General features: G+C 70.7%; 20 protein-coding genes and 1 riboswitch. Of the genes, 13 read left to right on the top strand and 7 right to left on the bottom strand.

The genetic code is table 11. The features are described from left to right. Positions 1–279 precede the first annotated feature (279 nt). On the top strand, positions 280–1,539 hold the full coding sequence (locus HGBR_RS12230) for a kynureninase (RefSeq protein ID WP_019159633.1): 1,260 nt from the start codon (positions 280–282) through the stop codon (positions 1,537–1,539). Between the two features lie 336 nt (positions 1,540–1,875). Here HGBR_RS12230 and HGBR_RS12235 read toward each other — a convergent pair whose 3' ends face one another. After that, positions 1,876–2,943, bottom strand: coding sequence for an 8-oxoguanine DNA glycosylase OGG fold protein (locus HGBR_RS12235; protein ID WP_019159634.1), 1,068 nt, complete (start codon positions 2,941–2,943; stop codon positions 1,876–1,878). A 175-nt stretch (positions 2,944–3,118) separates the two neighbouring features. After that, positions 3,119–5,323: an HNH endonuclease signature motif containing protein gene (locus HGBR_RS12240; protein ID WP_245533341.1), complete on the bottom strand. Its 2,205-nt coding sequence runs from the start codon at positions 5,321–5,323 to the stop codon at positions 3,119–3,121. Positions 5,324–5,785: 462 nt separating this feature from the next. Between HGBR_RS12240 and HGBR_RS20565 the strand changes: the two genes are divergently transcribed. The 3 genes from HGBR_RS20565 (at position 5,786) to HGBR_RS12255 (ending at position 7,020) form a co-directional block, all read left to right on the top strand. After that, entirely contained in the window at positions 5,786–6,085 is a 300-nt protein-coding gene (locus HGBR_RS20565) for a hypothetical protein (protein ID WP_083882875.1), read from the top strand. A 107-nt stretch (positions 6,086–6,192) separates the two neighbouring features. After that, entirely contained in the window at positions 6,193–6,486 is a 294-nt protein-coding gene (catC, locus tag HGBR_RS12250; RefSeq protein ID WP_019159637.1) for a muconolactone Delta-isomerase, read from the top strand. A gap of 39 nt (positions 6,487–6,525) precedes the next feature. Further along, positions 6,526–7,020: a mycothiol transferase gene (locus HGBR_RS12255; RefSeq protein ID WP_019159638.1), complete on the top strand. Its 495-nt coding sequence runs from the start codon at positions 6,526–6,528 to the stop codon at positions 7,018–7,020. Positions 7,021–7,248: 228 nt separating this feature from the next. Here HGBR_RS12255 and HGBR_RS12260 read toward each other — a convergent pair whose 3' ends face one another. Both HGBR_RS12260 and HGBR_RS17815 read right to left on the bottom strand, forming a co-directional pair. Beyond that, the gene (locus HGBR_RS12260; RefSeq protein ID WP_019159639.1) at positions 7,249–9,135 is read right to left on the bottom strand and encodes an L-aspartate oxidase; all 1,887 of its coding nucleotides are present in this window, start codon (positions 9,133–9,135) and stop codon (positions 7,249–7,251) included. Between the two features lie 175 nt (positions 9,136–9,310). After that, positions 9,311–10,306: an NAD(P)/FAD-dependent oxidoreductase gene (locus HGBR_RS17815; RefSeq protein WP_019159640.1), complete on the bottom strand. Its 996-nt coding sequence runs from the start codon at positions 10,304–10,306 to the stop codon at positions 9,311–9,313. A 184-nt stretch (positions 10,307–10,490) separates the two neighbouring features. Here HGBR_RS17815 and HGBR_RS17820 point away from each other — a divergent pair, with 184 nt between their 5' ends. Beyond that, positions 10,491–11,255, top strand: coding sequence for a helix-turn-helix domain-containing protein (locus HGBR_RS17820; RefSeq protein WP_218915968.1), 765 nt, complete (start codon positions 10,491–10,493; stop codon positions 11,253–11,255). 102 nt (positions 11,256–11,357) lie between these two features. Next, positions 11,358–11,474, top strand: a riboswitch (SAM riboswitch). A 292-nt stretch (positions 11,475–11,766) separates the two neighbouring features. Beyond that, on the top strand, positions 11,767–12,948 hold the full coding sequence (locus HGBR_RS12275; protein WP_040365083.1) for a cystathionine gamma-synthase: 1,182 nt from the start codon (positions 11,767–11,769) through the stop codon (positions 12,946–12,948). 45 nt (positions 12,949–12,993) lie between these two features. Here the strand turns inward: HGBR_RS12275 and HGBR_RS12280 are convergent, their stop codons facing one another. Next, the gene (locus tag HGBR_RS12280; protein WP_019159643.1) at positions 12,994–13,401 is read right to left on the bottom strand and encodes a hypothetical protein; all 408 of its coding nucleotides are present in this window, start codon (positions 13,399–13,401) and stop codon (positions 12,994–12,996) included. Between the two features lie 747 nt (positions 13,402–14,148). On the opposite strand from HGBR_RS12280, the gene HGBR_RS12285 reads away from it, so the two are divergent. Next, positions 14,149–15,273, top strand: coding sequence for a phosphotransferase family protein (locus HGBR_RS12285; RefSeq protein ID WP_019159644.1), 1,125 nt, complete (start codon positions 14,149–14,151; stop codon positions 15,271–15,273). 3 nt (positions 15,274–15,276) lie between these two features. Here HGBR_RS12285 and HGBR_RS12290 read toward each other — a convergent pair whose 3' ends face one another. Continuing rightward, entirely contained in the window at positions 15,277–16,506 is a 1,230-nt protein-coding gene (locus tag HGBR_RS12290; RefSeq protein WP_019159645.1) for a pyridoxal phosphate-dependent aminotransferase, read from the bottom strand. Positions 16,507–16,793: 287 nt separating this feature from the next. Here HGBR_RS12290 and HGBR_RS17825 point away from each other — a divergent pair, with 287 nt between their 5' ends. Next, positions 16,794–17,519 carry a trimeric intracellular cation channel family protein gene (locus tag HGBR_RS17825; protein ID WP_040365056.1) on the top strand — a complete coding sequence of 242 codons (726 nt, stop codon included), beginning with the start codon at positions 16,794–16,796 and terminating at the stop codon, positions 17,517–17,519. Between the two features lie 96 nt (positions 17,520–17,615). Here the strand turns inward: HGBR_RS17825 and HGBR_RS12300 are convergent, their stop codons facing one another. Then, positions 17,616–18,305: a hypothetical protein gene (locus HGBR_RS12300; RefSeq protein ID WP_147522479.1), complete on the bottom strand. Its 690-nt coding sequence runs from the start codon at positions 18,303–18,305 to the stop codon at positions 17,616–17,618. A gap of 172 nt (positions 18,306–18,477) precedes the next feature. Between HGBR_RS12300 and HGBR_RS17830 the strand changes: the two genes are divergently transcribed. The 5 genes from HGBR_RS17830 (at position 18,478) to HGBR_RS12325 (ending at position 23,539) form a co-directional block, all read left to right on the top strand. Continuing rightward, positions 18,478–19,200: a hypothetical protein gene (locus HGBR_RS17830; protein ID WP_019159648.1), complete on the top strand. Its 723-nt coding sequence runs from the start codon at positions 18,478–18,480 to the stop codon at positions 19,198–19,200. 128 nt (positions 19,201–19,328) lie between these two features. Next, positions 19,329–21,938, top strand: a complete 2,610-nt coding sequence (gene otsB, locus HGBR_RS12310; RefSeq protein ID WP_147522490.1) for a trehalose-phosphatase — start codon at positions 19,329–19,331, stop codon at positions 21,936–21,938. A 10-nt stretch (positions 21,939–21,948) separates the two neighbouring features. Further along, positions 21,949–22,458 carry a DUF1990 domain-containing protein gene (locus HGBR_RS12315; RefSeq protein ID WP_019159650.1) on the top strand — a complete coding sequence of 170 codons (510 nt, stop codon included), beginning with the start codon at positions 21,949–21,951 and terminating at the stop codon, positions 22,456–22,458. Between the two features lie 146 nt (positions 22,459–22,604). Continuing rightward, on the top strand, positions 22,605–23,186 hold the full coding sequence (locus tag HGBR_RS12320; protein WP_019159651.1) for an SRPBCC domain-containing protein: 582 nt from the start codon (positions 22,605–22,607) through the stop codon (positions 23,184–23,186). Then, entirely contained in the window at positions 23,183–23,539 is a 357-nt protein-coding gene (locus HGBR_RS12325; RefSeq protein WP_019159652.1) for an ArsR/SmtB family transcription factor, read from the top strand. The genes HGBR_RS12320 and HGBR_RS12325 overlap by 4 nt, the downstream gene beginning before the upstream one ends. Positions 23,540–23,541 lie beyond the last annotated feature (2 nt).

The raw sequence follows: 23,541 nt of genomic DNA on the forward strand, positions 1-23,541 counted from the left end.
CAGGCGGTCGTGCATTAGCGTGGCACCGTGGGCACGATGGGATGGGACAGCGACGCGACGACTGAGGTCGCGGAGCCGGCGCGACCTGGCAGGACGGTAGCGAATGCGAGGTCGGTAGGGCCCGATACGATAGCTGGTCCTGACGAAGCGACAGGAACGGCGGAGTCGAGAGGAACTGGCGAGACGACAGGGACTGCGGCGGTTCGGACTGATTCCCCCGAGCGCGGAGGAGCCGCTGCGGCGGTTCGGACTGATTCCCCCGTGCACGGGGGAGCGGCTGTGGCGGACCGCGGCGTCGCTGATCTCCTGGAGCGCGCTCGCGCGCTTGATGCCGCGGACCCGTTGGGTTCTCTGCGGGAAGCCTTCGCACCGATGGGCGACGTGACCGCCTATTTGGACGGGAACTCGCTGGGCCGTCCCACGCGCGCGACTCCCGATCGCCTGCGCGCCTTCGCAGGTGAGGAGTGGGGCGGTCGCCTCATCCGCGGGTGGGACGAGGGCTGGTTCGAGGCGCCGCTGACCGTGGGCGACCGACTGGGGAACGCTGTGCTGGGTGCGGCTCCCGGCCAGACGTTCGTGGGCGAGTCGACGACGGTCGTCCTCTACAAGCTGATCCACTCCGCGTTGGACGCGCGCCCGGACCGCCGCGAGATCGTCGCGGACACCGGCAACTTCCCCACCGACCGGTTCCTGATCCAGAGCATCGCCGACGCGCGCGGCCTGGACGTGCGCTGGCTGGAGCCGACCACGGATCCGCAGAGCGGAGTGCCTGGAATCCTGGGGCGCCAGGTCGACGAGGCGGTCTCCGACCGGACCGCCTTGGTGCTCCTCAGCCATGTCGACTACCGGACCGCTGGAATCGCGGACCTTCCGGAGATCACCCGCGTCGCCCACGCGGTGGGGGCACTGGTCGTGTGGGATCTGTGCCACTCGGTCGGTGCGCTGCCCCTCCGCATGGACGAGTGGAACGTGGACTTCGCCGCCGGCTGCACATACAAGTACCTGAACGGTGGCCCTGGTGCGCCAGCGTTCGGGTACGTGGCGGCGCGGCACATCCCGTCCGCGTCGCAGCCGATCCCCGGATGGATGGGGGCGGCCGAGGTGTTCCGCATGGCGGACCGGTTCGAACCCCATGCGGGCATCCGCAGATTCGTGAGTGGGACCCCCTCTGTGCTGGCGATGGTGCCGCTGCAGTCGATGCTCGATCTGATCGAGGACGTGGGGATGGAGGCGATCCGCCGCAAGTCCGAGGGCCTCACGGACTTCATCGTCGACCTGTACGACGAACTGCTGGAACCGGCGGGGGCGGAACTGGGTTCACCCCGGAGCGCGGCTGACCGAGGCGGGCATGTGACCGTCCACCACGAGCGGTCCGAAGCAGCCCTGCCGCTGCTGTGGAAGCGCGGGATCATCCCCGACTTCCGGCGCCCCGGTGGGTTGCGGCTGGGCGCATCGCCGCTGTCCACCGGGTTCGCCGAGGTCTGCGCTGGGATCGTGGGAATCCGCGACGCACTGCTGGAGGCCGGCGCGACCCACTGACGGATGAAGGACCGGTCGTCTCGCGGACCCACCGTGCCCCACGGGCTCGACTGGTCGTTCAGGCTCTTCGAGCCCCTCACGCGAGACAGGCCACTCAGACTTCTGCGGACCCCCGAGTCTTGCGGACCTCCGAGTCCCGAGGCCCCCTGAGTCCTGAGGCCTCCAGAGTCCTGAGGCCCCCCCGAGTCTTGCGGACCTCCGAGTCCCGAGGCCCCCCGAGTCTTGCGGACCGCCGAGTCCTGAGGCCTCCAGAGTCCTGAGGCCCTGAAGGCATCAGGTGCCCCACAGATTCCGGAGGGCTCTCCGTCCCCTGTGGGCCCCGTCCCGTGCAACGCTTCAGGCGACACGTGATCGGGACTCGCCATCCTTCCGGATGAGTCGATAGATGCGGTCGGCGACCTGTGAGGCGTTCACGCCGTGGGGTTCGCCCCACTGAGTCAGCAGGTCGACGTACCGCGCGTAGTGGTCGGTCCGCGCGACGCGCAGCCGCAGGAGATCCCCCTCAGGGGTCGTGGGCGACCACCCTGTGCTGTCGCGGAATGCAGAGGAAGACTGCGATCGATGGGCGGCCTCTCCGCCAGACCAGAACCCGTGCGGTGAGTCGGCGTCGGTACCCGTGAGGTCCGGGCGCTTCATCTGGTCGAAGATGGTCTGATCGACCGTCCGCGCGACGTCTCCCAGCCAGGCCACCGCCTGGTTGTCCCACTGGGGAGCAGGCGGGTGTGTCGGGGCGAACGCGGTCGGACGCCGTGTCGTCTTCCGCGGCAACGCCCGGTCGTCTGGATGGAACGCGAGGGTGGCGACATGGAGCCACTTCGTGAAGAACGAGGGTCCCAATCCGTAGATGCGTCCGCAGTCGACGCCGACGAGCATGTCCGCGTGCTCCCGCTGATGACTCCGCACCTTGTGCGTGCAGTCGTTGAGATAGCTGAAGCCTTCGACGGCACCGTCTGTCAGAGCCGTCTCGACGGAGCGCTCCAGTGCGGACACCACGCGTCCATTCAGGATCTTGCCGGCAGGTGCCTTGGACGCAGTGAGTACACGGAGCACGCGGTACGGGGCATAGCCGGCCCTGGGTCCGTACGCCCACACCATCGCGCTGACGAATGCGGCGGTGACGGAGTCCGGCCACTGCGTCCGGACGGCCTCCACCGCGTCATCGCGATTGATCCAGCCGGGGAGGGTCTCGAGGGCGTCGGCGGCTTCGGGGATGTCGCCGAGCCTGCGCAACCATGTTTCCTTCGGCACCTTGAACTTCTGCTGAGGGATGAGCGACTGCGACAGCAGCGCTGCCAGCGGGGCGGGCGGGGCGGGGAACCCTCCGTCTCCCTGCGAGCCGGTGCTGTCCGTCGTCCAGGACGCATGCGTGGAGTGGGTGTGGGTGGTGTGGGTGTGCGTGGACATGATCGCTCCTCTGCGACATGGGTGGGTGACTCGAACGGCGGTGCGTCCGGGGGTGGATCGGCAGATGGGTGGATGGTCTGGTGGGTGTGGCATCGGACGCGCGTCATCGGACGTGAGTGGTCGATCGTGAGAGCGCGGTCGTGGCCGGGCGGACCGAAGCTCGCTGCGCGTCGGCTCATTCCGTCAGGGGGAGTGTCTGCGGGAGGTTGAGGAGTGCGACGCGGAAGCGCGAATGGAACAGGAACCGCCGTTGTGGGTCGATTCCGCGGGGTGGCCGCCACGCGGGGAGCCCGTTGCGGAAGTGGACGGTCCATCCGGTGTCCTCGAACCACCGGTGGTGGAAGGGGCACACGAGGGTGAGGTTGTCGGTGGTCGTGGGACCGCCGAGCGCGTGGGGCACGATGTGGTGCGCTTCGCACCAGTGGGGCGGGGCATCGCAGTCGGGGAACGTGCAGCCCTGATCGCGGGCAGTCAGCACGGCGATCTGCGTGCGCGTGGCGAAACGACCGAGCGACCGGATCTCGAGGGTGCGTCCGCGACCTTCGGTGATGTGCGCGAAGGTCAGCGCGGCGCTGGACCACCCCTCGAGGTTCGCGAGGCTGATGGGACCGCCAGTCTGCGTGGTGAGGCTGCGGCGGGGGTGGACGAGATCCTCCGGTGTCGCGCTGACGACCAGGGTGTGGTCGGCGCCGTGGAGGACCCGCTGACGTGTGACGCAGCGGAGGAGGAACCCCAGGCGGCTGTGGCGTGCCACCCCGGGCGGAGGCGGATTGGTGGGCAGCACCTCCGGATTGCGCGTGCCGTCCTCGAACACGCCGGGGCTGAGGGGCGACGACACTTCGTGCGCCTCGTGTGTGGCATCGTCGTGTTCGGGCAGCGACCCGCTGTCAGCAGACGGATCGGTGCTGTCGTGCGAGGTGCCTGCGGGCCTGCGGCACAGGATCTTCTCGCGGACCACGCGGCGGGCGGTCCCGGTAGGGCACCCGCGGGCGGTGGCGAGGAGCTCCACCATGGCTGCGGTCGCCGCCTCGCTGAGACGAGCGGGCCAGCCGGTTTCATCCAGGTACATGTGTGGCTGGTCCTCGAGGAACGTCCCGGGCTCGCCGTTGACGTTGACGGTGGCGTCCGCATTGACCATGAGGTCCCATTCGACCCAGTCGACTTCGAGCGGAACCTGGGGAATGCGTGGGGCGGCCTCCTCGTCGGAGAACTCCGTGAAGTACTCGTAGAAGTCATCGGGGAACGGTCGATGGGCGTGGGGGGTGCCGGCGGCAGTGGCCTCGCCAACAGCGGGGTCACCGCTGGTGGCGGGCTCGTTCGAGGTGGCGGCAGCAGTGGTGGCGTCGGCTGTGGGTTCGTCAGCGGCAGGCTTGTCTGTGGCGGGCTCGCCAGCGGTGGCTGCTGCAGCAGTGGTCGCGTCAGGTGCGTGCTTGCCAGCGGTGGCACCGTCAGCCGTGGAGTCGGCCGCAGCCTTGTGGGCAGCCGCACCCCGACCGTTCTTGTGGGGCTTGATCGTGACGGGGATGTCCGCGTCGTCCATCCGGCCGTTGAGGAGGGAGTCGAAGACGGCGCCGGTGGGGGAGTCGAGCAGGCCGGACAGCCTCCAGTCACCGTTGGGCTTCTGGGTGAGCGTCACGGTGTACGCCATCGGGTTCGTCTCGTACTGGGGCAGCTTCCCGTCCGGGTCGATGTGTTCGATGATGCGCTGACTGAGCTTGGGGATGTCCTTGATGCGGACCGAGGGCGCGAGATCAACGAGGGTCTCCTCGATCTGATCCGCGTGCTTCGCGTGGATGGACGGCGGCAGGTCGTCGACTGCCTTGCAGAGGGTGCGGGCCTCGTCCGCAGAGAGGTGGCCCGCCTGGAAGTGCTGCGCGATCACCGGGCGCTTGGGGCCCAGGGGCTCACCGGTGGTGGATGTGCGGTCGGTGAGGTCGTCGCTGAGCTGCGTGCGACGGCGAGCCTCATGGTTGGGGATGCGGAGTTCACCCTCGAGGAGGTGGTTGATCGAGCGGTACCCGTGGGCGGCGCTGTCGCCGATGCGGTGGTAGTGCGCGAGCAGATCGGAGGAGAGGAGCTCGATCCGGCGGCGCGCCTGCTCGAGAGCCTTCAGCCCCGCCAGGGCTTCGCGGGCGCCCAGGGACCTGTACCCGGACGAAGCGGCGACCGCGGCGTCGATGTCCTGGAGCATCTGCGCGTAGTGCGGCGCACGTGCGATGAGGGCCTCATGGTCCTGATCCGTGTACGGGCTGCGGAACTGGGGGTCGATCGTGTGGACGTCAGGCGAGGGCTCCGCACTCTGCTGCGAGCCGGCGGTCTGATCTGCGTCACGGTCCGGGCGGGCTCCCGCTGCGGAGTCAGAGTGGGGGTCTGTGGACATCGTGCTCACCTCCTGCACATCCGTGTGCACTGCGTGGGTCGAAACGCTCGTACTGTCCTACGTCATCGTCGAACCGTCATGTTCGATAGTGTGTTAGAACAGTCTATTCGAACGAGTGAGCGAAAACCAGAGGGCGTCGCGAATGTGTATGTTTCGGTGTCGATTGAACCAACATGGTCGTATTTGTCCTGTTGAGGGGGTGCGCACTTGTGGTCACAGGGCTGTGCACGTGAGGCCGCAGGGCCAGGGCGGGAGCGCGGCGGCTGCGCGGGCCGGGCTGACACGGCAGGACAGTCGTGGCCCAGGTGCACGAGCTGGGCGTCGGCCTGATGAGCTGCGGATCGTGCGTGGGACAGCTGCGGCGTCGCGGAAGCTCGTCAGCACGGACGAAGGCCGAGAGGTCCACGGGAGTGTCGACTGCGAGGCTGCGGCCCGACGGTGAATCGCTGCGGTGAATCACGAGTGCGGGCTGTCATATGCATCCATGCACATGACAGCCCGGACTCCCGTCAGGGGAACCGGCACCTCCTCGAGACCCGTCCAAGCCACCCCGGGCAGCCGGTCCGGACCGCATGGGAGCGCCGCCCGGGCGGCGCTCCCACCCCGGGAAGGTGCCCGTCGAACGCCGTCGCCGTCGGATCCGGCGAGGCGACGCTCAAGCAGATGGTGCGCGCGGGTGTGTGGCTCAGTATCGTGGCACTCGTCCTCATCATGGTCGTGCTCTACACGCTGGTGCGGATGGTCTTCGACGTCTCGATCTGAGCGCGACCCCACCAGGACACCGCCATTGCCCCACCGTGACCGTCCCCGAACACACCACCCGCAGAGACATCCCCTCACACCCCCACCCCTGACAGAAGGAGTCGACGATGCTGTTCCTCGCACGCATGGACGTGACGTTCCCCGCTGACATGGACGCCCAGACCCGCGCGGACATCCAGGCCCGCGAGAAGGAGTACTCCGGCGACCTGCAGCGCCGCGGGATCATGAAGGGGATCTGGCGGATCGTGGGCGAGTACGCGAACCACTCGATCTACGACGTCGAGTCCAACGACCAGCTCCACGACGTCTTCGCGGGCTTCCCCATGTTCCCGTACATGCAGATCCGCGTGACGCCGCTGGCCCAGCACCCCAACGCGACGACGGACGACTTCTTCGGCTGACGCGGCTCCTGCGACCCCGGCCTGTGCGACTCTGAACCCATGACAGACGCCGCGAGCCCCGCCGTGATCGACACCCGCGCCTACCTGGACGTCGCCCAGGAGGTCTTCGACGGCATCGCGTCCGTCCTCGCCACCCTGGACGACGCGTCGATCAACCGGACCCCGGTCCCCGGCACCGTCAACACCGTGTTCGCCCTGGTCACTCACGTGCACGGGATGGCCTGCTACTGGGGCGGCTCGGTCATCGCCGGCGAGCGCAACCCTCGCGACCGCGCCGCGGAGTTCCGTGCGACCGGAACCGTCGCCGAGGCCGCAGCCCTGCTGGCCGACCTGCGCACCCGCCTGCCGGGCTGGGTGGCGATCGCGGCCTCGGGCGAGGTGCGGGACCCGCATGCGCCCGGCACCAGCCGCACGGACGCGGCGGAGGTGTCCGTCGCGTGGATCCTCCAACACATCCTCCATGAGTGCGCCCAGCATCTGGGTCACATGGAGATCTGCCGGGACCTCATCGTCCGCGGGGCCGCGGAGGCCTGACGCGAACCGGGTGTGGACCGGATGCGGGCCGGGTGCGGTCCCCAGAACCCCAAGGCCCCAGAACCCCGAGGCCCTGCGGCCCCGGGGTTCCGGGGGACTGCTCCCCGGACCGGTAGGTGGCGTGGGTCCGAGCCCGGACGCATCGGGTGAGCTGGTGGGGCGCTGCCGGTGTCCACGGCCGCCCGGCCACGGCCACGGCCACCCGGCGCAGCCGCCCGCACACCACTCTCACTCCACGAGCTTGCCCTCCTGGGACACGTCCCGCATGAGGGCCGTGATCTCAGCCGGGGCCTCGGGAATGGACTCGTGCTCGACGCGGCCGGGCCCGGCCCACACGAGGTTCACGCGCATCTGCGGGTCCTGCTCCGGGAAGTCCGAGCGGTTGTGGCAGCCGCGGGTCTCGCGGCGCTCCAGCGCGCACTCGAGGGTGGCGCGGGCGGCCAGCAGCGACGACTTCAGGTCGAACGCGTGCGCCAGGTCCTGGTAGCCGGCCTGGTCCGGGTGCACGCCGATGTTCGCGGCGCGGACCTCGAGCGCGTCGAGTTGCGCGAGCCCGGCCCGCAGCCCCTCCTCGTCGCGGACGACGCCGCAGTGCTCCGTCATCGTGTCGCGGACGGCGCGCTGGAGGGCGCGGATGTTCTCCGTGCCGTCCGCGGCCAGCAGGTCCGCGACCTCCGTGCGGGCGGTGGCCACGGCCTCGGGCGACCGCTTCTGCACGACGCGTGCGCGGCAGTGGGCGGCGGACGCCTCGCCCGTGATCCGGCCGAAGACCAGCAGCTCGATGAGCGAGTTGCCGCCCAGCCGGTTGGCGCCGTGCAGGCCGGAGGCGGCCTCGCCGATCGCGAAGAGGCCCGGCACGTCCGTGCTGTGGTCCTCGGGCCGGACCCACACCCCGCCCATCGAGTAGTGGGCGGTGGGTGCGATCTCGATGGGCTCGCGCGTGATGTCGAGCATCTGCAGCTCCATGAGCGTCTGGTAGACGCGGGGGAGGCGCTCCATGATCTGCTCCCGCGGCAGGTGCGAGACGTCCAGCCACACGCCGCCGTTCGCGGTGCCGCGGCCCTCCATGATCTCCGTGTACGAGGCCAGGGCGACGCGGTCGCGGGTCGACAGCTCCATGCGCTCCGGGTCGTAGCGCTCCATGTAGCGCTCGCCCTTCGCGTTGCGGAGGATGCCGCCCTCGCCGCGGGCGGCCTCGGAGACGAGCGTGCCCGCGTCCGCCTCCGGCTCGAGGATGCCGGAGGGGTGGAACTGGACGAGCTCCGCGTCGCGGATCCGGCCGCCGGCCTCGTACGCGAGGCGGAAGGAATCGCCCGTGTTCTCGTTGCGGCGCGAGGAGGTCCGCCGCCAGATCCGGTTGTGGCCGCCGCACGCCAGGATGACGGCATCCGCGTAGATGAGGTACTGCTCGCCGGTGTGCTCGTGGAAGCCGTAGGCGCCGAACACCTCGCCGTCCTCGTTCGTCAGCACCTTCGTGATGTAGACGTGCTCGAGGATCGGGACGTCCACCTGCTCCGCGCGCCGGACCAGGGTCCGCTGGATCTCGAGGCCCGTGTAGTCGCCGGCGAAGGCTGTGCGGCGCCACGTGTGCGCGCCGAAGAAGCGCTGGGAGATGCGGCCGTCCTCCTCCCGGGCGAACTGCATGCCGTACCGGTCGAGGTCCTCGATGCCGCGGGCCGCGCCGGCCGTCACGATCTCGACGGTGCGGGGGTCGGCCAGCCCGTAGCTCTCCTGGAGGGTGTCCGCGGCGTGCTGCTGCCACGTGTCCTCCGGGTCCAGCGTCGCCAGTGCGGCGTTGATGCCGCCGGCGGCCAGTGTCGTGTGCGCGTCGTCCCGAGGCCGCTTGCCGACCGCGAGGACGTCCACCCCCTGCTCGCGCAGCTCGATCGCCGCCCGCAGACCTGACCCGCCCGTCCCCACGACGAGGACGGAGGTCGAGATCTGCCGCTCGCGGGTCGCTGTGGTGCGCTGGACCCCGGTGGTGGGCTGGACCCCGGCGGTGGGCTGGGGAACCGCGCCCGAGGCCGTGGTCGCCTCCGCGGCCGAGCTCGCCTCCCCGGATGCGGGCACGGGCTGGGAATCTGCGGACTGGGTCTGCGTGGTCGTCTCCGTCATGGTGGAGTCCTCCCCTGAGGGGTCGTCGTGCGAGTGCCCCGCGGTGCGCCGGGCACTGTGCGCGACGGTACGGACCCGCGCGCTAGCGAAGCAAGGGTTGCCTAAGTTCGTGAGCGCGGATGTCTCACTATGCGGATGTTATGTGAGACAAGCGAGTCTGACCTGCGGGGATGGGTCAGGCTGGTTCGGCTGACGCGGTGACGACCGTCTGGGCCGCCTGGGCTGTGCGGGCGAACTCCTCGTCGATGAGGTTCATGTTGACGAGGGCGCCGGCCATGACGCCGTCGGCCATTGCCGAGGCGACCATCGAGCCGGGGTTCGTGACGTTCCCGGCGGCGAACACGCCGGGGACATTCGTCGCCTTCTGAATGTCGACGGGGACGAAGGTGCCCATCGGGTTCTGCTCAGTGGCGATGCCCAGGCCGTCGACCAGCGCGGAATCGATCCGCAGGCGGGTGCCGACGAGGACCGCGTCGAGGGGTAGGGGCGCGGCATGGCCCGCGACCCGGACGCCCGTGAGGCGGTCGTCCGCGGTGAGGATCTGCTCGACGCGGCCGGCGATGATGCGGACGCCGCGGGACTCGAGGGTCGCGCGGTCCTCATCGCAGGGGGCGTCCTGGGTGTCGAGGAGCACCGTCACGTCGTCGGTCCACTGACGGATGAGCTTCGCCTGGTGCAGCCACATCGGGCCGGTGGCCAGGACGGCCAGGCGCTGGTCGCGCACCTCGTGGCCGTGGCAGTAGGGGCAGTGGATGACGTCGCGGCCCCAGCGCTCTGCCAGGCCCTCGATCTGCGGGAGGGTGTCGACCGCTCCCGAGGCCAGGACGACGCGACGGGCGCGGATCGTGGTGGGGGTGGCCTCGGCGGCGGGGAGCGGCTGGGTTGTGAGGGTAAAGCCCTCGGCCGCGGATCCCGAGGCCCCGGTGACGGTCGCACTGACGATGCGGGCGCCGTAGGAGCGGGCCTCGTCGCGGCCTCGGGCGAGGAGGTCCAGAGGCGCGATGCCCTCGTTGCCCAGCAGGTTGTGAGCGCCGGCGGCGGGGGCGTTGCGCGGCTGGCCGGCGTCGAGGACGACGACGCTGCGGCGGGCGCGTCCCAGGGTGAGGGCGGCGCTCAGTCCTGCGGCTCCGCCGCCGATGATGGCGACGTCGTAGAGGTGCGGCTGATTCATGGGTGTGTCCTTCCCGGTGGGGTCCGCCGGTGTCTGCTCCGTGCGGTTGTGGTGCAACCGTGGACGAAGAGGGGCTGCTCAGGCGAGAATCTTTGCCAGGTTGGCAAAATGCGGGGGCGCGGAGCAGGTTGCCGTGGTTGGCTGGGTGACAGCGGCAGGGCTCAGGCGGGCAGGAGTGCGGTGGGTGGGTGACGTGATGGAGCTGGGTGGCGGACCAGGGCAGGGTGACGTGCCGGAGACAGGCAGGGCTGGGCCGGAAGCGACCGAGGCTGGGCCGGACGTGGGGCCTCGGCTGCGGCAGCTGCGGCAGGAGAGGGGGCTGAGCCTGGTGGAGCTGTCCCGGAAGACCGGGATCTCGGTCAGCACGCTCTCGCGGCTGGAGACGGGGGTGCGGGTGCCCGGTCTGGAGCACCTCGTGGCGCTCGCCCGCGCGCACGCCGTGAGTCTCGATGACCTGGTGGGGGTGCACTTCTCGCGGGATCCGCGGCTGCGCTTCGAGTCCGTCGACGAGGACGGGCGGCTCACGATGCCGCTGGCCGCCCCGGCCGGGGGACTGCGGGTGGAGCACGCGATCATTCGCCCGCCGGACCGCGGGTCGGCGGAACCGGACGTGCATGTGCACGGGCCGGACCAGGGTGTACAGGACCAGACGGGGCACGGACCTGGCACGGCCACGCACAGGCCGGCGCGTGGCCACGGGTCTCGCGAGTTCGAATCCGAGGCTCTGCGCACGCACCGCGGCTATGTGTGGATGCTCGTGCTGGAAGGAGCGATCCGTCTGGTGGTGGGCAGCCACGACCTCATCGCCGAGGAGGGCGAGGCCGCCGAGTTCGACACCCGCGTGCCGCACTGGATCGGCCCCGCGCGCGGCAGGCCGGCGCACGTGCTGAACGTGCATGGCCGAGACGGACAGCGGATCCGCGTGCGCGCGCGGCCGTCAGTGGCGTGAGCGGCGGGGATGCTCGCCATGTGTCACCGTATGACGTTCCGTGTCGGGTATGTGACGTGCCCCGCGACGCTTGTGGTGCGCCGCTCCTAGTCTGCAGGGCAGGATCACGAGAATCGGCTGCAAGGCTCTGGCCGGCCGGTCGGCAACCCCACCGCCAGTGACGGGGTGCCCCAGATGACGATCCGGCACGTGGGGAGAGCCCGCGTGCAAGCACGGCGCTCCGCTCCGGAGGGCCCCTGTCACCAGGGGGAACGATCTCACATCGGTCCATCGCATCTGACCGCACCGACTGTTCCGGCTGTTCCGGCTGTTCGCCGATGCACGTGGAGGTGGCGGCATGAGCATCGCGTACCGTCCCCAGCGCCAGACCAGAACCGCGGCCGAGGCCCCGGTCACCACGAGGGGCCATCTCGCCGGCCCAGCACGGCCGGGTGCCGTGACTGCGGCCGCCGATGCGGCCTCGGCGGATGCGGTCGTCTCCGACCTGCGGAGCCAGCCGGCACAGTCCCAGATGAGGCCCGTGCGGCGCGGCTTCGCGACCTCGGCGGTGCATGCCGGGCAGGAGTCGGACCCGCTCACCGGGGCCGTGATCCCGCCGATCTACCAGACCTCGACGTTCACGCAGACCGGGGTGGAGACGCTCACGGGCGGGTATGAGTACTCGCGCGGCGGCAACCCCACGCGGAACGGGCTGGAGACCCAGCTCGCCGCGCTGGAGGGCGGGACGGCGGCGTTCGCGTTCGCCTCGGGCGTCGCGGCGGAGGATGCCCTGCTACGGGCGACGCTGAGTCCCGGCGACACCGTCGTGGCCGCGGCGGAATGCTACGGCGGCACCCACCGCCTGCTCACCCAGCTGTACGCGCGCTGGGGTGTCACCGTGGAGTTCGTCGCTCCCGGAGACACGACGGCTCTGGAGGCCGCCGTCGCCGCGCCCGAGGCCCGGGTCGCCTGGCTGGAGACCCCCACCAATCCTCTGCTCACCGTCGCGGACATCGCGGCGTGGGCGGAGGTGGCGCACGCGCACGGGACGCTGCTGGTCGTCGACAACACGTTCGCGTCGCCGGCGCTGCAGACGCCGCTCTCGCGCGGGGCGGACGCGGTGGTGCACTCGACGACGAAGTACATCGGCGGGCACTCGGATGTGCTGGGCGGAGCGGTCGTGGTGGGTGACGCACTGTGGGAGGGGGAACCGCTGGCGGAGCTGGTGTGTTTCCAGCAGTTCGCCGGTGGAGCCGTCGCCGGGCCGCAGGACGCCTACCTCACGTCACGGGGCCTCAAAACATTGGGCGTGCGGATCCGGCAGCACTGCGAGAACGCGCGGTCGGTCGCGGAATGGCTGAGCGAGCGCGCGGGTGTGGAACAGGTGTACTACCCCGGACTGCCGGGACACCCCGGGCACGACATCGCGCGGGAGCAGATGGCGGGGTTCGGCGGGGTCGTGAGCTTCCGGCTGGGAACGGAGGCGCGAGCGCGTGCGGTCGCGGAGGGCACGCGGCTGTGCGGGCTGTCCGTGAGCCTGGGCGGGGTCGAGTCGCTCATCTGCCATTCGGCGACGATGACGCACGCCGCCGCGGCGGGGACGGATCAGGCGCCGCCGCGCGACCTGGTGCGGGTCTCCGTGGGGATCGAGGACGTCGAGGACATCGTGGAGGATCTGGACCGGGCGATCGAGCGTGCGATCCGGTTGAGGTGAGCGCCGGATGGGTGCGGGCTATCAGGTGAACTCGTCCAGTCGCGCTCAGATGAGGTCGGCGTGGTGGAGGTGCAGGTCCTCATGCTCGTGCAGCAGGTGGAGGCACATCTGTTCGACGATGGGCGTGCGGGCGCATCCGATCCACATGAGCTGAGGGTCCTGGCAGGGGGCGCCGCCGTCGGTGATCCACTCCTGGGCCCACAGCTGCACGGCCCGGGCGAGGGCGAGGCCCGGTTCGATGGTGCCGCTGTCGATGTCTTCGCGCACCAGCCAGTGGACGCCGATGTCCGCCGGCACGTCGAGGATGCTCATGTCGAACTGGGACTCCACCTCGATGAACACGATCCCGCGGAGGCCGTGGAGTGCGAGCGGGGGCAGGCGGCGGAAGTAGTCGGTGATGAAGTCGACGTCTGCGAGTCCCCCGGCCAGCAGGACCGGTCCGTGGGTGTGCATGGCGTGTCCTTCGGATCGGGGACGGTGGGCAGTGTCTGGCGGATCGTGAGACGTCGAGTACGCGGGGAGCTCGGCTGCCGACGACGTCGCACTGAGGCAACATCTACGCTACGCGCATGACTATGGTGAGGCAAGCCTAATTGACCTGCTTTGCGTGCGGGGCGTGCCGGGCGTGCGGCGGGTGACTTGTTAGACGTTGTTAGATTCTGTTGGATTTGACGTCACGTAGACGGAGATCCCCGCCTTTGCTGTCTCGTTGTGGTGACGCTATACGAGACGTCCTGCGCGGGTGACGGTGGTGAGGGTAGTTCGCGGCCGTCGTCAGTTTGTGCAGAGTCAGGGTCGTGCCATCCCCGCTCATGCGGGGAGCACCTCGTGGGGAAGATGACGTTCGACCCGCTCGAGGGACCATCCCCGCTCATGCGGGGAGCACGCCCGCCTCCTGCCCGCACCAGCGCAGCCCTACGGATCATCCCCGCTCATGCGGGGCTGCGCGATCGGCCGCCCCTGCGTGTGCGTGAGGGGTTGTCGCTCGCGCGTGGTCGGCGGCTGGTGTCCGCCAGGCACCCCTATGGGGGTGTTGCCTACCTTTCGCGCTTGACGCGCCCCGACCCGTCGGACAGACTGCCCATGAGTGAACGATCGCTAGCCTCGCGCCCCGCGTTCGCATCGCACGAGCCCGTCCGCGCGCTCGCGCACCGCACTGCCGCGGTCCGCACGCGCCCTGCCAGAGGAGCACGGAACCGCATGACCACTGACGCCGCATCGCCTGGCCCCACCTCCCACGACGGCTTCCACACGGAGCCCGACGGGACCGAGGTCGTCCGCACCTCCGCAGAGGCCGACGCCCTCTCGATGCCCCCGCTCCTCGTCCTCGACCGCATCGAGGCCTACCTCGACACGCAGGGACTGGGCAGCGGCCCGCTGGCCTGGCGTCGGATCGGCGACGGCCAGTCGAACATCACGTACCAGGTGCGTCGCGGCGACGCCGAGTTCGTCCTGCGCCGCGGTCCCCGCCCGCCCATCGCGAAGTCGACCCACGACATGATGCGCGAGGCCCGCGTCCAGCAGGGCGTCGCGAAGGTGGGCCTGCCGGTGCCGCAGATTCTCGCCGCCAGCGACGATGAGTCGATCCTGGGCGTCCCCTTCTACGTCATGGAGATGCTGGACGGCGAGGTCCTCGTCGACACGGTCCCCAGTGTGCTCCCCACAGAGGACGACCGCCGCATCGCCTCCGAAGTCCTCGTCGACACCCTCGTCGACCTCCACGCCGTCGACCTGGAGAAGGCCGGCCTCACGGACTTCGGCCGCCCCGACGGCTACCTGCAGCGCCAGATCGCGACCTTCACGCGGCTGGCACCCCTCACCCGCCGTCGCGAGCTGCCGCTGCAGGAAGAGCTCTCCGAGTGGCTCACGGACCACCTGCCCCGATCGCAGAAGGTCACGCTGGTCCACGGCGACTACCGGTTCGGGAACGTCATGCTGGCACCGGACGCGCCGCCGCGGGTCCGCGCCATCCTCGACTGGGAGATGGCGACCCTGGGTGACCCGCTGGCCGACCTGGGCTACCTCACCGCGACCTACGTCGACGGCGCGCCCGGCCATCCGTCGATCATGAGCCTCAGCAACGCCTCTGCCGCACCCGGCTTCTTCAACCGTGACCAGATCACGGAGCGCTACGCGCAGCGGACCGGTCTCGATGTGAGCGAGCTGGCCTGGTACCAGGTGCTGGCGTACTGGAAGTCGTCCGTGTTCCTCGAGGACATGTACACCCGCTGGAACGCGGGCGAGCGCCCCGGCGATGACTACGCACCGCGCATGGCCGACGGCATCCCGGAGCTGCTCGAGGCCGCCCAGGCGCTCACCCGCTGAGGCTCAGGCCGCCTTGGCCGGCCTCTGCTGGTACCCGTCCAGGAAGGTGGCCAGGCGGTCCAGGGCCTCGTCCAGCACCTCGACGCTGGGCAGGGTGACCAGGCGGAAGTGGTCCGGCTTGTCCCAGTTGAACGCGGTGCCATGTGAGACGAGGATCTTCTGCTCGCGCAGCAGGTCCAGCGCGAACTGCTCGTCGTCCGTGATGCCGAACTTCTCAACGTCCAGCTTCGCGAACAGGTAGAGCGCGCCGTCCGCCTTGGTCGTGCTCACGCCGTCGATCTCGTTGAGCCGGCGGGCGGACAGCTCCATCTGCGCCCCCAGCCGGCCCGAGGGCAGGATGAGATCCTCGATCGACTGGTACCCGCCCAGCGCGGCCTGCACCGCGTGCTGCCCGGGCACGTTCGAGCACATCCGCATGTTCGCCAGCAGCCGGATCCCCTCGAGGTAGCTGCGCGCGTCCTGCAACGGCCCGGTGATCGCCAGCCAGCCGGACCGGTAGCCCGCGATCCGGTACGCCTTCGACAGCCCGGAGAACGTGAGGCACAGGACGTCATCGCCAGTCAGCGAGGCCAGATTAATCATCTCTGCATCGCCGTAGACGATCTTCTCGTAGATCTCGTCCGCGAACACGATGAGGCCGTGCTCGCGCGCGAGCGCGACGATCTTCGTGAGCGTCTCCCGTGAGTACACCGCGCCGGTCGGGTTGTTCGGGTTGATGAGGACGATGCCCCGGGTGCGCGGCGTGATCTTCGCGGCGATGTCCTCGAGGTCGGGCACCCAGCCCTCCTCCTCCGCGCACCGGTAGTGAACGGGGGTGCCTCCGGACAGCGCGACCGAGGCCGTCCACAGCGGGTAGTCCGGCATCGGCACGAGGATCTCGTCGCCCGGATCGCACAACGCCTGCAGCGCGAGCGTGATGAGCTCGCTGACCCCGTTGCCCAGGTAGACGTCGTCCGCGTCCAGGTTCCGGATGCCCTTGGTCTCGTAGTACTGGACGACCGCCCGCCGGGCGGACGGGATGCCGCGCGAGTCGCTGTAGCCCTGCGCCTCCGGCAGGTGCTTGATCATGTCGACGAGGATCGCGTCCGGCGCCTCGAACCCGAAGGGAGCCGGGTTGCCGATGTTCAGCTTGAGGATCCGGTTCCCCGCGGCCTCCATGCGGTCCGCCTCCTCGAGCACCGGTCCCCGGATGTCGTAGAGCACATGGGCGAGCTTGGCGGACTGCGAGAACACGAGTCGTCCCTTCGATGGAGTCATGGTCGCCGAGGTCGTCGCCCCGGCACAGCCCAGCGTACGACCCGCTTCCTGCAAAGTCGCGCCGGAAAAGGTCTGTTCTGGCATCCATTCACGTGTCAGCGGCTCAGATTCGCGGACTGTGGGTGTGCGCGGATTGGTATGGGGAGTCCGAGTGAGCGCGGCGCGAGCACCGCGCGGGGGGTCAGGTCAGGGGCTGTGCGGGCGCCTGAGCCCGCGCGGTGCTGGCACCACGCCGGGCCCCGCGCGCGCACGCGAGTACTGTAATGAGCGTGGAACCGCTCCTGCTGACCGCTGATCTGGTGGGTGTCTTCGCCTTCGCCGTGTCCGGCAACCTGCTGGCCGCGCGCAAGAACGTCGACATCCTGGGCAGCCTGGTGCTGGGCATGGCCGTGGGTCTGGGCGGCGGCATCATGCGTGACGTCATCCTGGGGCGGATACCCGCCTCACTCGAGGCCCCGTACTACCTGATCCCGCCGCTCGTCTCGACGATCCTCGTCTACTTCCTGGGCCAGCGCTCGCACCTGGCGCGCGGGCCCATCGTCGCGTTCGACGCCCTGGGCCTGGGGGTGTTCGTCACCACCGGCACGACGATCGGCCTGGCGGCGGGGGTGCCCACGGCCTCGGCGATCCTGCTGGGCGTGCTCACCGGCGTGGGCGGCGGGATGATCCGGGACGTGCTGGTGAACGAGATCCCGGCAGTCTTCAACGCCTCCGACCTCTACATCCTGCCGGCGGTGACCGGGGCAGGGTTCACCGCGATCGTGTGGCATCTGGGCTGGTACGGGCCGTGGTGGACGGTGGGCATCGCGGTGTTCGTCTTCGCATTCCGCATGCTCGCGTGGTGGTTCGAATGGCGCGTGCCCCTGCCCATGCGCCGCTGGTCCTACCGCAGCGTGCGCGTCCCGACGGTGTTCCGGCGCACGAGCGACGGCGAGCACGCGCGCCGCCGGTCCGCTGGAGTCTTCGCCCCGCGCCGCCGGAACCGCTGAGGCGCGAGAGCTCCACTGCCGCGGCCCCCCGCAGCGACACAGGCTGCCGAGGCCGCCCGTGGCCCGGCACTGGCACCGGCAGACCCGCACCTGTGCTCAGACGAGGACGATGAGGAGCCCCGCGGCGATCCCCGTCAGCACCGCGATCCGAGACCAGCCGCGCAGGCGGTGGGCCAGCTGGGCCGCCCTGCGGCGGGCCGAGAACGCGGCGTCCGCATCGATGCCGTCCAGACGGGCGCGAGAGTCCGCGAGGGTGTCCAGAGCGGCGACGTGCGGCGCACGAGGATCGATGCGGACAGGCACGACGGTGCCGCTCCGCAGGCGGCCCGCATCGACGGGATCGAGGGTCCAGTGCACGTCCGACGAGTAGATGACCCCAGCGGGGGAGCGCAGGAGCAGGCTGGCGTCGACAGCGGCACGCGGCCCCGGCCTCGGCGTCGAGGCCCGCAGCACCTTCGCGATCACGGACGTGCCGGTGCGGCACAGGTGCGCGGCAGTCTTGCGGTCGACCTCGATCCGGGTGACGGGGCGCATCCCCACCAGCAGCAGCGCACCCGCGGCCGCCGCCAGGCCCCACGGCCACAGCGTGAGCACGTGTGTGAGGAGGGGCGAGCCGGTGGCGGCGGTCGGCAGCATGATCTGGCCGTGCCGCAGCAGGTGGAAGAGCTCTCCCACGACCATGCCCAGACCCAGGCCCAGGCACCACCACAGCGCGGTGCGGCCCACGGGCATCTCGCGGTGGGCGACAGCGGGTGCGGAGGTCGTTGACCCGGGCGGGGCTGGCATGACGGCACACTACGAGTCCGGTGTGCCGGGGCGGTGGCGCTCAGGTGAACGCGGGAAGACGACTGACACCAGGAAGCGCGCGACAGCGGGAATCCACGTGCCGACGCGCGTCCCGAGCGACGAATCCGAGGCCTCAGCCCGTTCGCAGACCCGGCTGACTAGACTGGGCCCAGTGACCTCGCACTCTGATTCCACGCTCCTGCGCCCGCTCGGCACCTGGATGGTGATCCGCGGCGGGCTCGCCGTCGTCTTCGGCCTCGCCACGGTGTTCTGGCCCCGGGAGCAGATCGGGTCGCCCGCCAACCTCAACATCCGGGTCGACATCGCCGACGTGCTGCTGCTGGCCCACCTCCTGCTCCAGGGCATCCTGGTGCTGGTGCAGGGGCTGCGGACGCGCACAGACATGCGGATGCCGCTGCTGGGCCAGGCCGTCGTCGCCATCCCCGGCGTCCTCTTCCTCCTCGTCGCGGACACCCCCGGCCAGCTGCGCGCGGCGATCGCCGTGTGGGCGGTCCTCCACGGGATCCTCGAGCTGTGGATCTGGCGCGGTCACCGCGACGAGGGCATGAGCTCCGACTTCCTCATCATCGGCGGCATCCACGTCCTCCTAGGCGTCATCCTCTTCGCCGGCACGGACATGAACGCCCTGAGCGTCCTGGGCTTCACCGGCGCCGCTGCCCTCATCGCCGGAGTCTTCTCGATCATCGGCGGCACGGCCCGCCGGTCCGACCGCGCGCGGGCGCGCGCAGCAGACGCCGAGGTCGCTGACACCCAGGACGCCGAGGCCGCAGAGACTCTGTCCTCGGGGTTACCCGACGCCTGGGATGGCAAGGCCAGCGGCACCCCTGACTCGGCCTCCGCGTCGTCCGACGGTGCCGGGGGTGACAGGCCGTGACCTCGGGCCAGGACGCAGGCTCCCGCACGGCAGGCAGCGCCCCGGTCATCAGCATCGACACGGAGCGCCTCGCCCCTCGACTCACGGGAGACGGTCTCCTGGCCTCGACGGCCCTGCCCTCCGGACCCATGATCGATCTGGCGGCCGCCGCCCGCGCACTGGGAGACGAGCTGTTCGCCCGCCTCGTCGCCCTCGCGCGCACGCCGCAGCTGCTGGTCGCTACCGACTACGACGGGACGATCGCCCACCTCGTCGACCGCCCCACCCGCGCGTTCCCGCTCGACGCCAACGTCGACGCGATGCGGGCGCTCGCCGCCCTGCCGTCCACGGACTCCGCGGTCATCTCCGGCCGCTCCCTGCGCGACCTCGCCGCGATGTCCCGCCTGCCCCGAGAGGTGCACCTCGTGGGCTCGCACGGCGGCGAGTTCGGCATCGACGACTTCGACGACATCCACCCGGACGCGGAGCGGCGCCTCACCGAGCTGCGCGCGCAGCTCCTGGAGCTGCACCGCGCGCACCCGGACATCGTCATCGAGCTCAAGCCGCTGGGTGCCGCCGTCCACCTGCGCGGTCGCCCCGCGGACCAGCGGGAGGCGGTGTCCGCCTGGGTGCGGGACACGTCTGTCCGCCTGGGGATCGAGCCGGTCGAGGGGCGCGACGTCTTCGACCTCACCGTCATCCCCGGCTCCAAGGGGGATGCCCTCACCTCGCTGCGCGAGCGGCTGGGGGCCTCGGCGGTCGTCTACATCGGCGACGACGTCTCCGACGAGGCCGCGATCGCCACCCTGCGCACCGGCGACCTGGGCCTGCGGGTGGGCGAGGACGGAGACACGTCCGCGTCCGCGCGCCTCGCGGACCCGCACACCGTCGGCACGGTGCTCGCCGCGCTCTTCGAGCTGCGCCGCTCCTGGCTCTTCGGCCGGTCCTCCGTCCCGATCGAGCGCCACAGTCTCCTGGGCAACGGCCACTCGACGGCCCTCATCGACCCGGACGCGCGCATCTGCTGGATGCCCCACCCGCTGCCGCACTCGGCGAGCATGTTCTCCGAGGTCCTGGGGACCTCGGCGGCGGGGTACTTCTCCGTGGGCCCCGTGCCCGCGGACGGCGGCGGCCGGGCGGGGGCCGCGCGCACCCGCCCGCTCACGCAGCGGTACCGCGGCGACTCGATGACGGTGGAGACCCGGTGGGCGGGCCTGGCGGTCGCGGACTACCTGGCCCCGGTGCCGGAATCCAGCCAGGACACCGTCCTGGTGCGCGTCCTCACCGGCACTGCACCGGCGGAGATCCGCTTCGCGCCGCGCCTGGACTACGGCGCCGCGCCCACGGTGCTCGAGGCCGGTCACGGCCTCGTGCGCGTCATGGGCACCAGTGAGCCGATGGCGCTGCACGCCCCCGGCCTCGACTTCGAGATCGTCGAGGAGAGCGGCTCGCACACCGCCGTCGCCCGGGTGACGCCCGCGGACCAGCCGGACGGCCGCGTCGTGCTCGCGTTCGTGTGCGGCGGGACCTCGGACCTGCTGGACTCCGTCCTGGCCGGCCACGAGGACACCGTGCGGGCGCTGGCGGAGGGATTCTGGGAGAACTGGGCGCGCTCGCTCGTGCTGCCCGCCCAGTTCCGCGAGGGCGCCGTGCGTTCGGCCCTCACCCTGCGCGCGCTGTGCCACTCGCCCACCGGCGGTGTGCTGGCCGCGCCCACGACCTCGCTGCCGGAGGGGATCGGCGGCGTCCGCAACTGGGACTACCGGTACACGTGGCTGCGCGACGGCTCGATGACGGTGCGCGCGCTGCTGGACCTGGGGTCGACGGCGGAGGCGGAGGGCTTCGTCCAGTGGCTGCGGGGGATCCTCGCCGAGGCCCCGGGGCCGGAGTTCCTCCACCCCCTCTACGCGGTCGACGGGTCCGCCCTCACCTCCGAGGCCGTGCTGGAGCACCTGCCCGGCTACGCCGGGTCCCGACCCGTCCGCGTGGGCAACGCGGCCGAGCACCAGGTGCAGCTGGACGTGTTCGGTCCGGTCGCTGAGCTGCTGCGGGACATCTCGATCGCGCGGGGCGGCCTCGCGGACGACGAGTGGGAGCTGCTCGTCGCGATGGGCCGCGCAGTCGAGGCCCGGTGGCACGAGGAGGACCACGGCATCTGGGAGGCCCGCCGTCCGCCCAAGCACAACGTGTACACGAAGGTCATGTGCTGGGTGACCCTCGACCGCGCGATCGACGTCGCGGACCGCACGGGCCGCGACCTGCCCGGTGCGTGGCGCGGGCTGCGCGAGCAGATCGCGGAGGAGGTCATCGAGCGCGGCTGGAGCGAGCGGGTGCAGTCGTACACGGTCGCGTACGACGATGACGACCTGGATGCCGCCAGCCTGTTCGTGGGTCTGTCCGGCATGCTCCCGGCGGACGATGAGCGGTTCCTCAAGACCGTCGACGCGGTCGAGCGCGAGCTGCGCGAGGGCCCAACGGTCTTCCGCTACCGCTACGACGACGGACTGCCCGGCCTGGAGGGCGGCTTCCACATCTGCACGACGTGGCTCATCGAGGCGTTCCTGCTGGTGGGCCGCCACGAGGAGGCGCGCACGCTGTTCCGCCAGCTCGACAAGCTGCGCGGTCCCACGGGCCTGCTGGCGGAGGAGTACGACCCGCTCGCGGAGCAGCATCTGGGCAACCATCCGCAGGCGTATTCGCACCTGGGGTACATCCGCGTGCTGCGCCTGGCGGAGCAGCTGGGCCACGACCTGTCGTGAGGGCGTGGGCATGAGCGACGGCACGACGCTCACACAGCCGTGGCGGACGCAGTGGGTCGACCGCCCCGCCGGCTACCGCTGCTACGAGGCCGCGCACCCGGTGGGGCGCGGCGATGACGTGTTCGAGCGCGCAGCGGAAGAGCTGCTCACGTGGCAGGTGAAGACCCGCAGCGGCTTCGATGTCGTGACGGATGGGGAACCCGATCCCGCTCGTGTCGCGGTGGGCCAGCATCCCACGATCCGGGTCCGGTTGGGGCCCTTCCGCCTGCCGGAGCCTGCTCGCGTCATCGCCGTCGTCGACGAGGAATCACGGCGCGGCTTCACGTATGCGACGGAGCCGGGCCATCCCGTCACGGGGGAGGAGACCTTCCTCGTCGTGAAGGCTCCGGACGGGCGGGTGTTCCTTGTGCTGCGGTCCGCGTCCGCTCCCGGACTGGGGATCTGGCGGTTCGCGGACCCGCTCGTCCGCCTCGCACAGATCGTCTACCGCAGGCGGTACGCACGCGCGCTGCGCGCCTGACGGCCGACAGCGGCCTCACCGCGAGTCTCCCGCGATGCGCCTCCTCAGTGCAACTGAATGGTTGCATGTTGGTCGTTGCCGTGCCACGCTGGAGGACGTCGGCCGCACTGGTCGACGGAACCGTCTGACAGCTAGGGAGTCTCCGCATGGATCAGAACAGCAGGAACCGCGACAGCGTGAACCAGGACCGGAGCGATGCCCCCTCTCCGGACGTGCCGGACGAGATCGTCCGGAGCATCCGCATCGAGGCCGGCGCCCAGGCCGTCTACGACCTCATCAGTGAGCCGGGCTGGTTCATCAACGACGGGGAGTACCGCGAGCACGACATCACCGTCGACGGCTCGACCGCGACGGTGGTCGACCCCGTCCACGGGGAGTTCTCGATCGGGATCGTCGAGCTCGACCCGCCGCACCGGGCCGTCTACCGCTGGCTGGGCGGTGAGGCCGGATCGCTCGAGGACCACCCCGCGAACACGGTCGAGTTCACGATCGAACCGCAGGGCGACGGGGTGGAGCTGACAGTGCGTGAGACCGGCTTCGCCAGCATCAGCGCGGATGCCGCCCAGCGCCGCAGGACTTTCGAGGAGAACACGAAGGGGTGGGTCGAGGAGCTGGCCGTCGCGAAGGACCGGGTCGAGGCAGGGAAGAACACGGCAGAGGCAGAGAAGTCCCTGGTGGCTGCAGGGGGCGACCAGGGCACGGCGGAGAACCGGGGCGAGGCCCGGTGAGCACGCCGGACCCGCGCGCGCTGCTGCTGGGGGAGCGGGCGGACGTCACCTTCGCGGCCCTGTCGGACCGCACGCGCCGCCGCATCCTCGTGCGACTGGCCGAGGCGCCCGATGACGCCGGAGCCGTGGCCCGCGACCTGGAGGTGAGCCGCCAGGCGGTCGCGAAGCACCTGCGGATCCTCGAGAATGCGGGCCTCGTGCACTCGACCAGCGTCTCCCGGAGGCGCGTCCACGATGTCGATGCCGCGCGGATCGCAGAGGTCTCCGACCTGCTGGGAGTCGTGGCTCGCGGCTGGGACCGGCGCCTGGAGGCGATCAAGCGCGAGGCGGAGCGGCGGGAACCACAAGGGTGACC

Source organism: Brevibacterium senegalense (assembly GCF_000285835.1).
Classification (GTDB): Bacteria; Actinomycetota; Actinomycetes; order Actinomycetales; family Brevibacteriaceae; genus Brevibacterium; species Brevibacterium senegalense.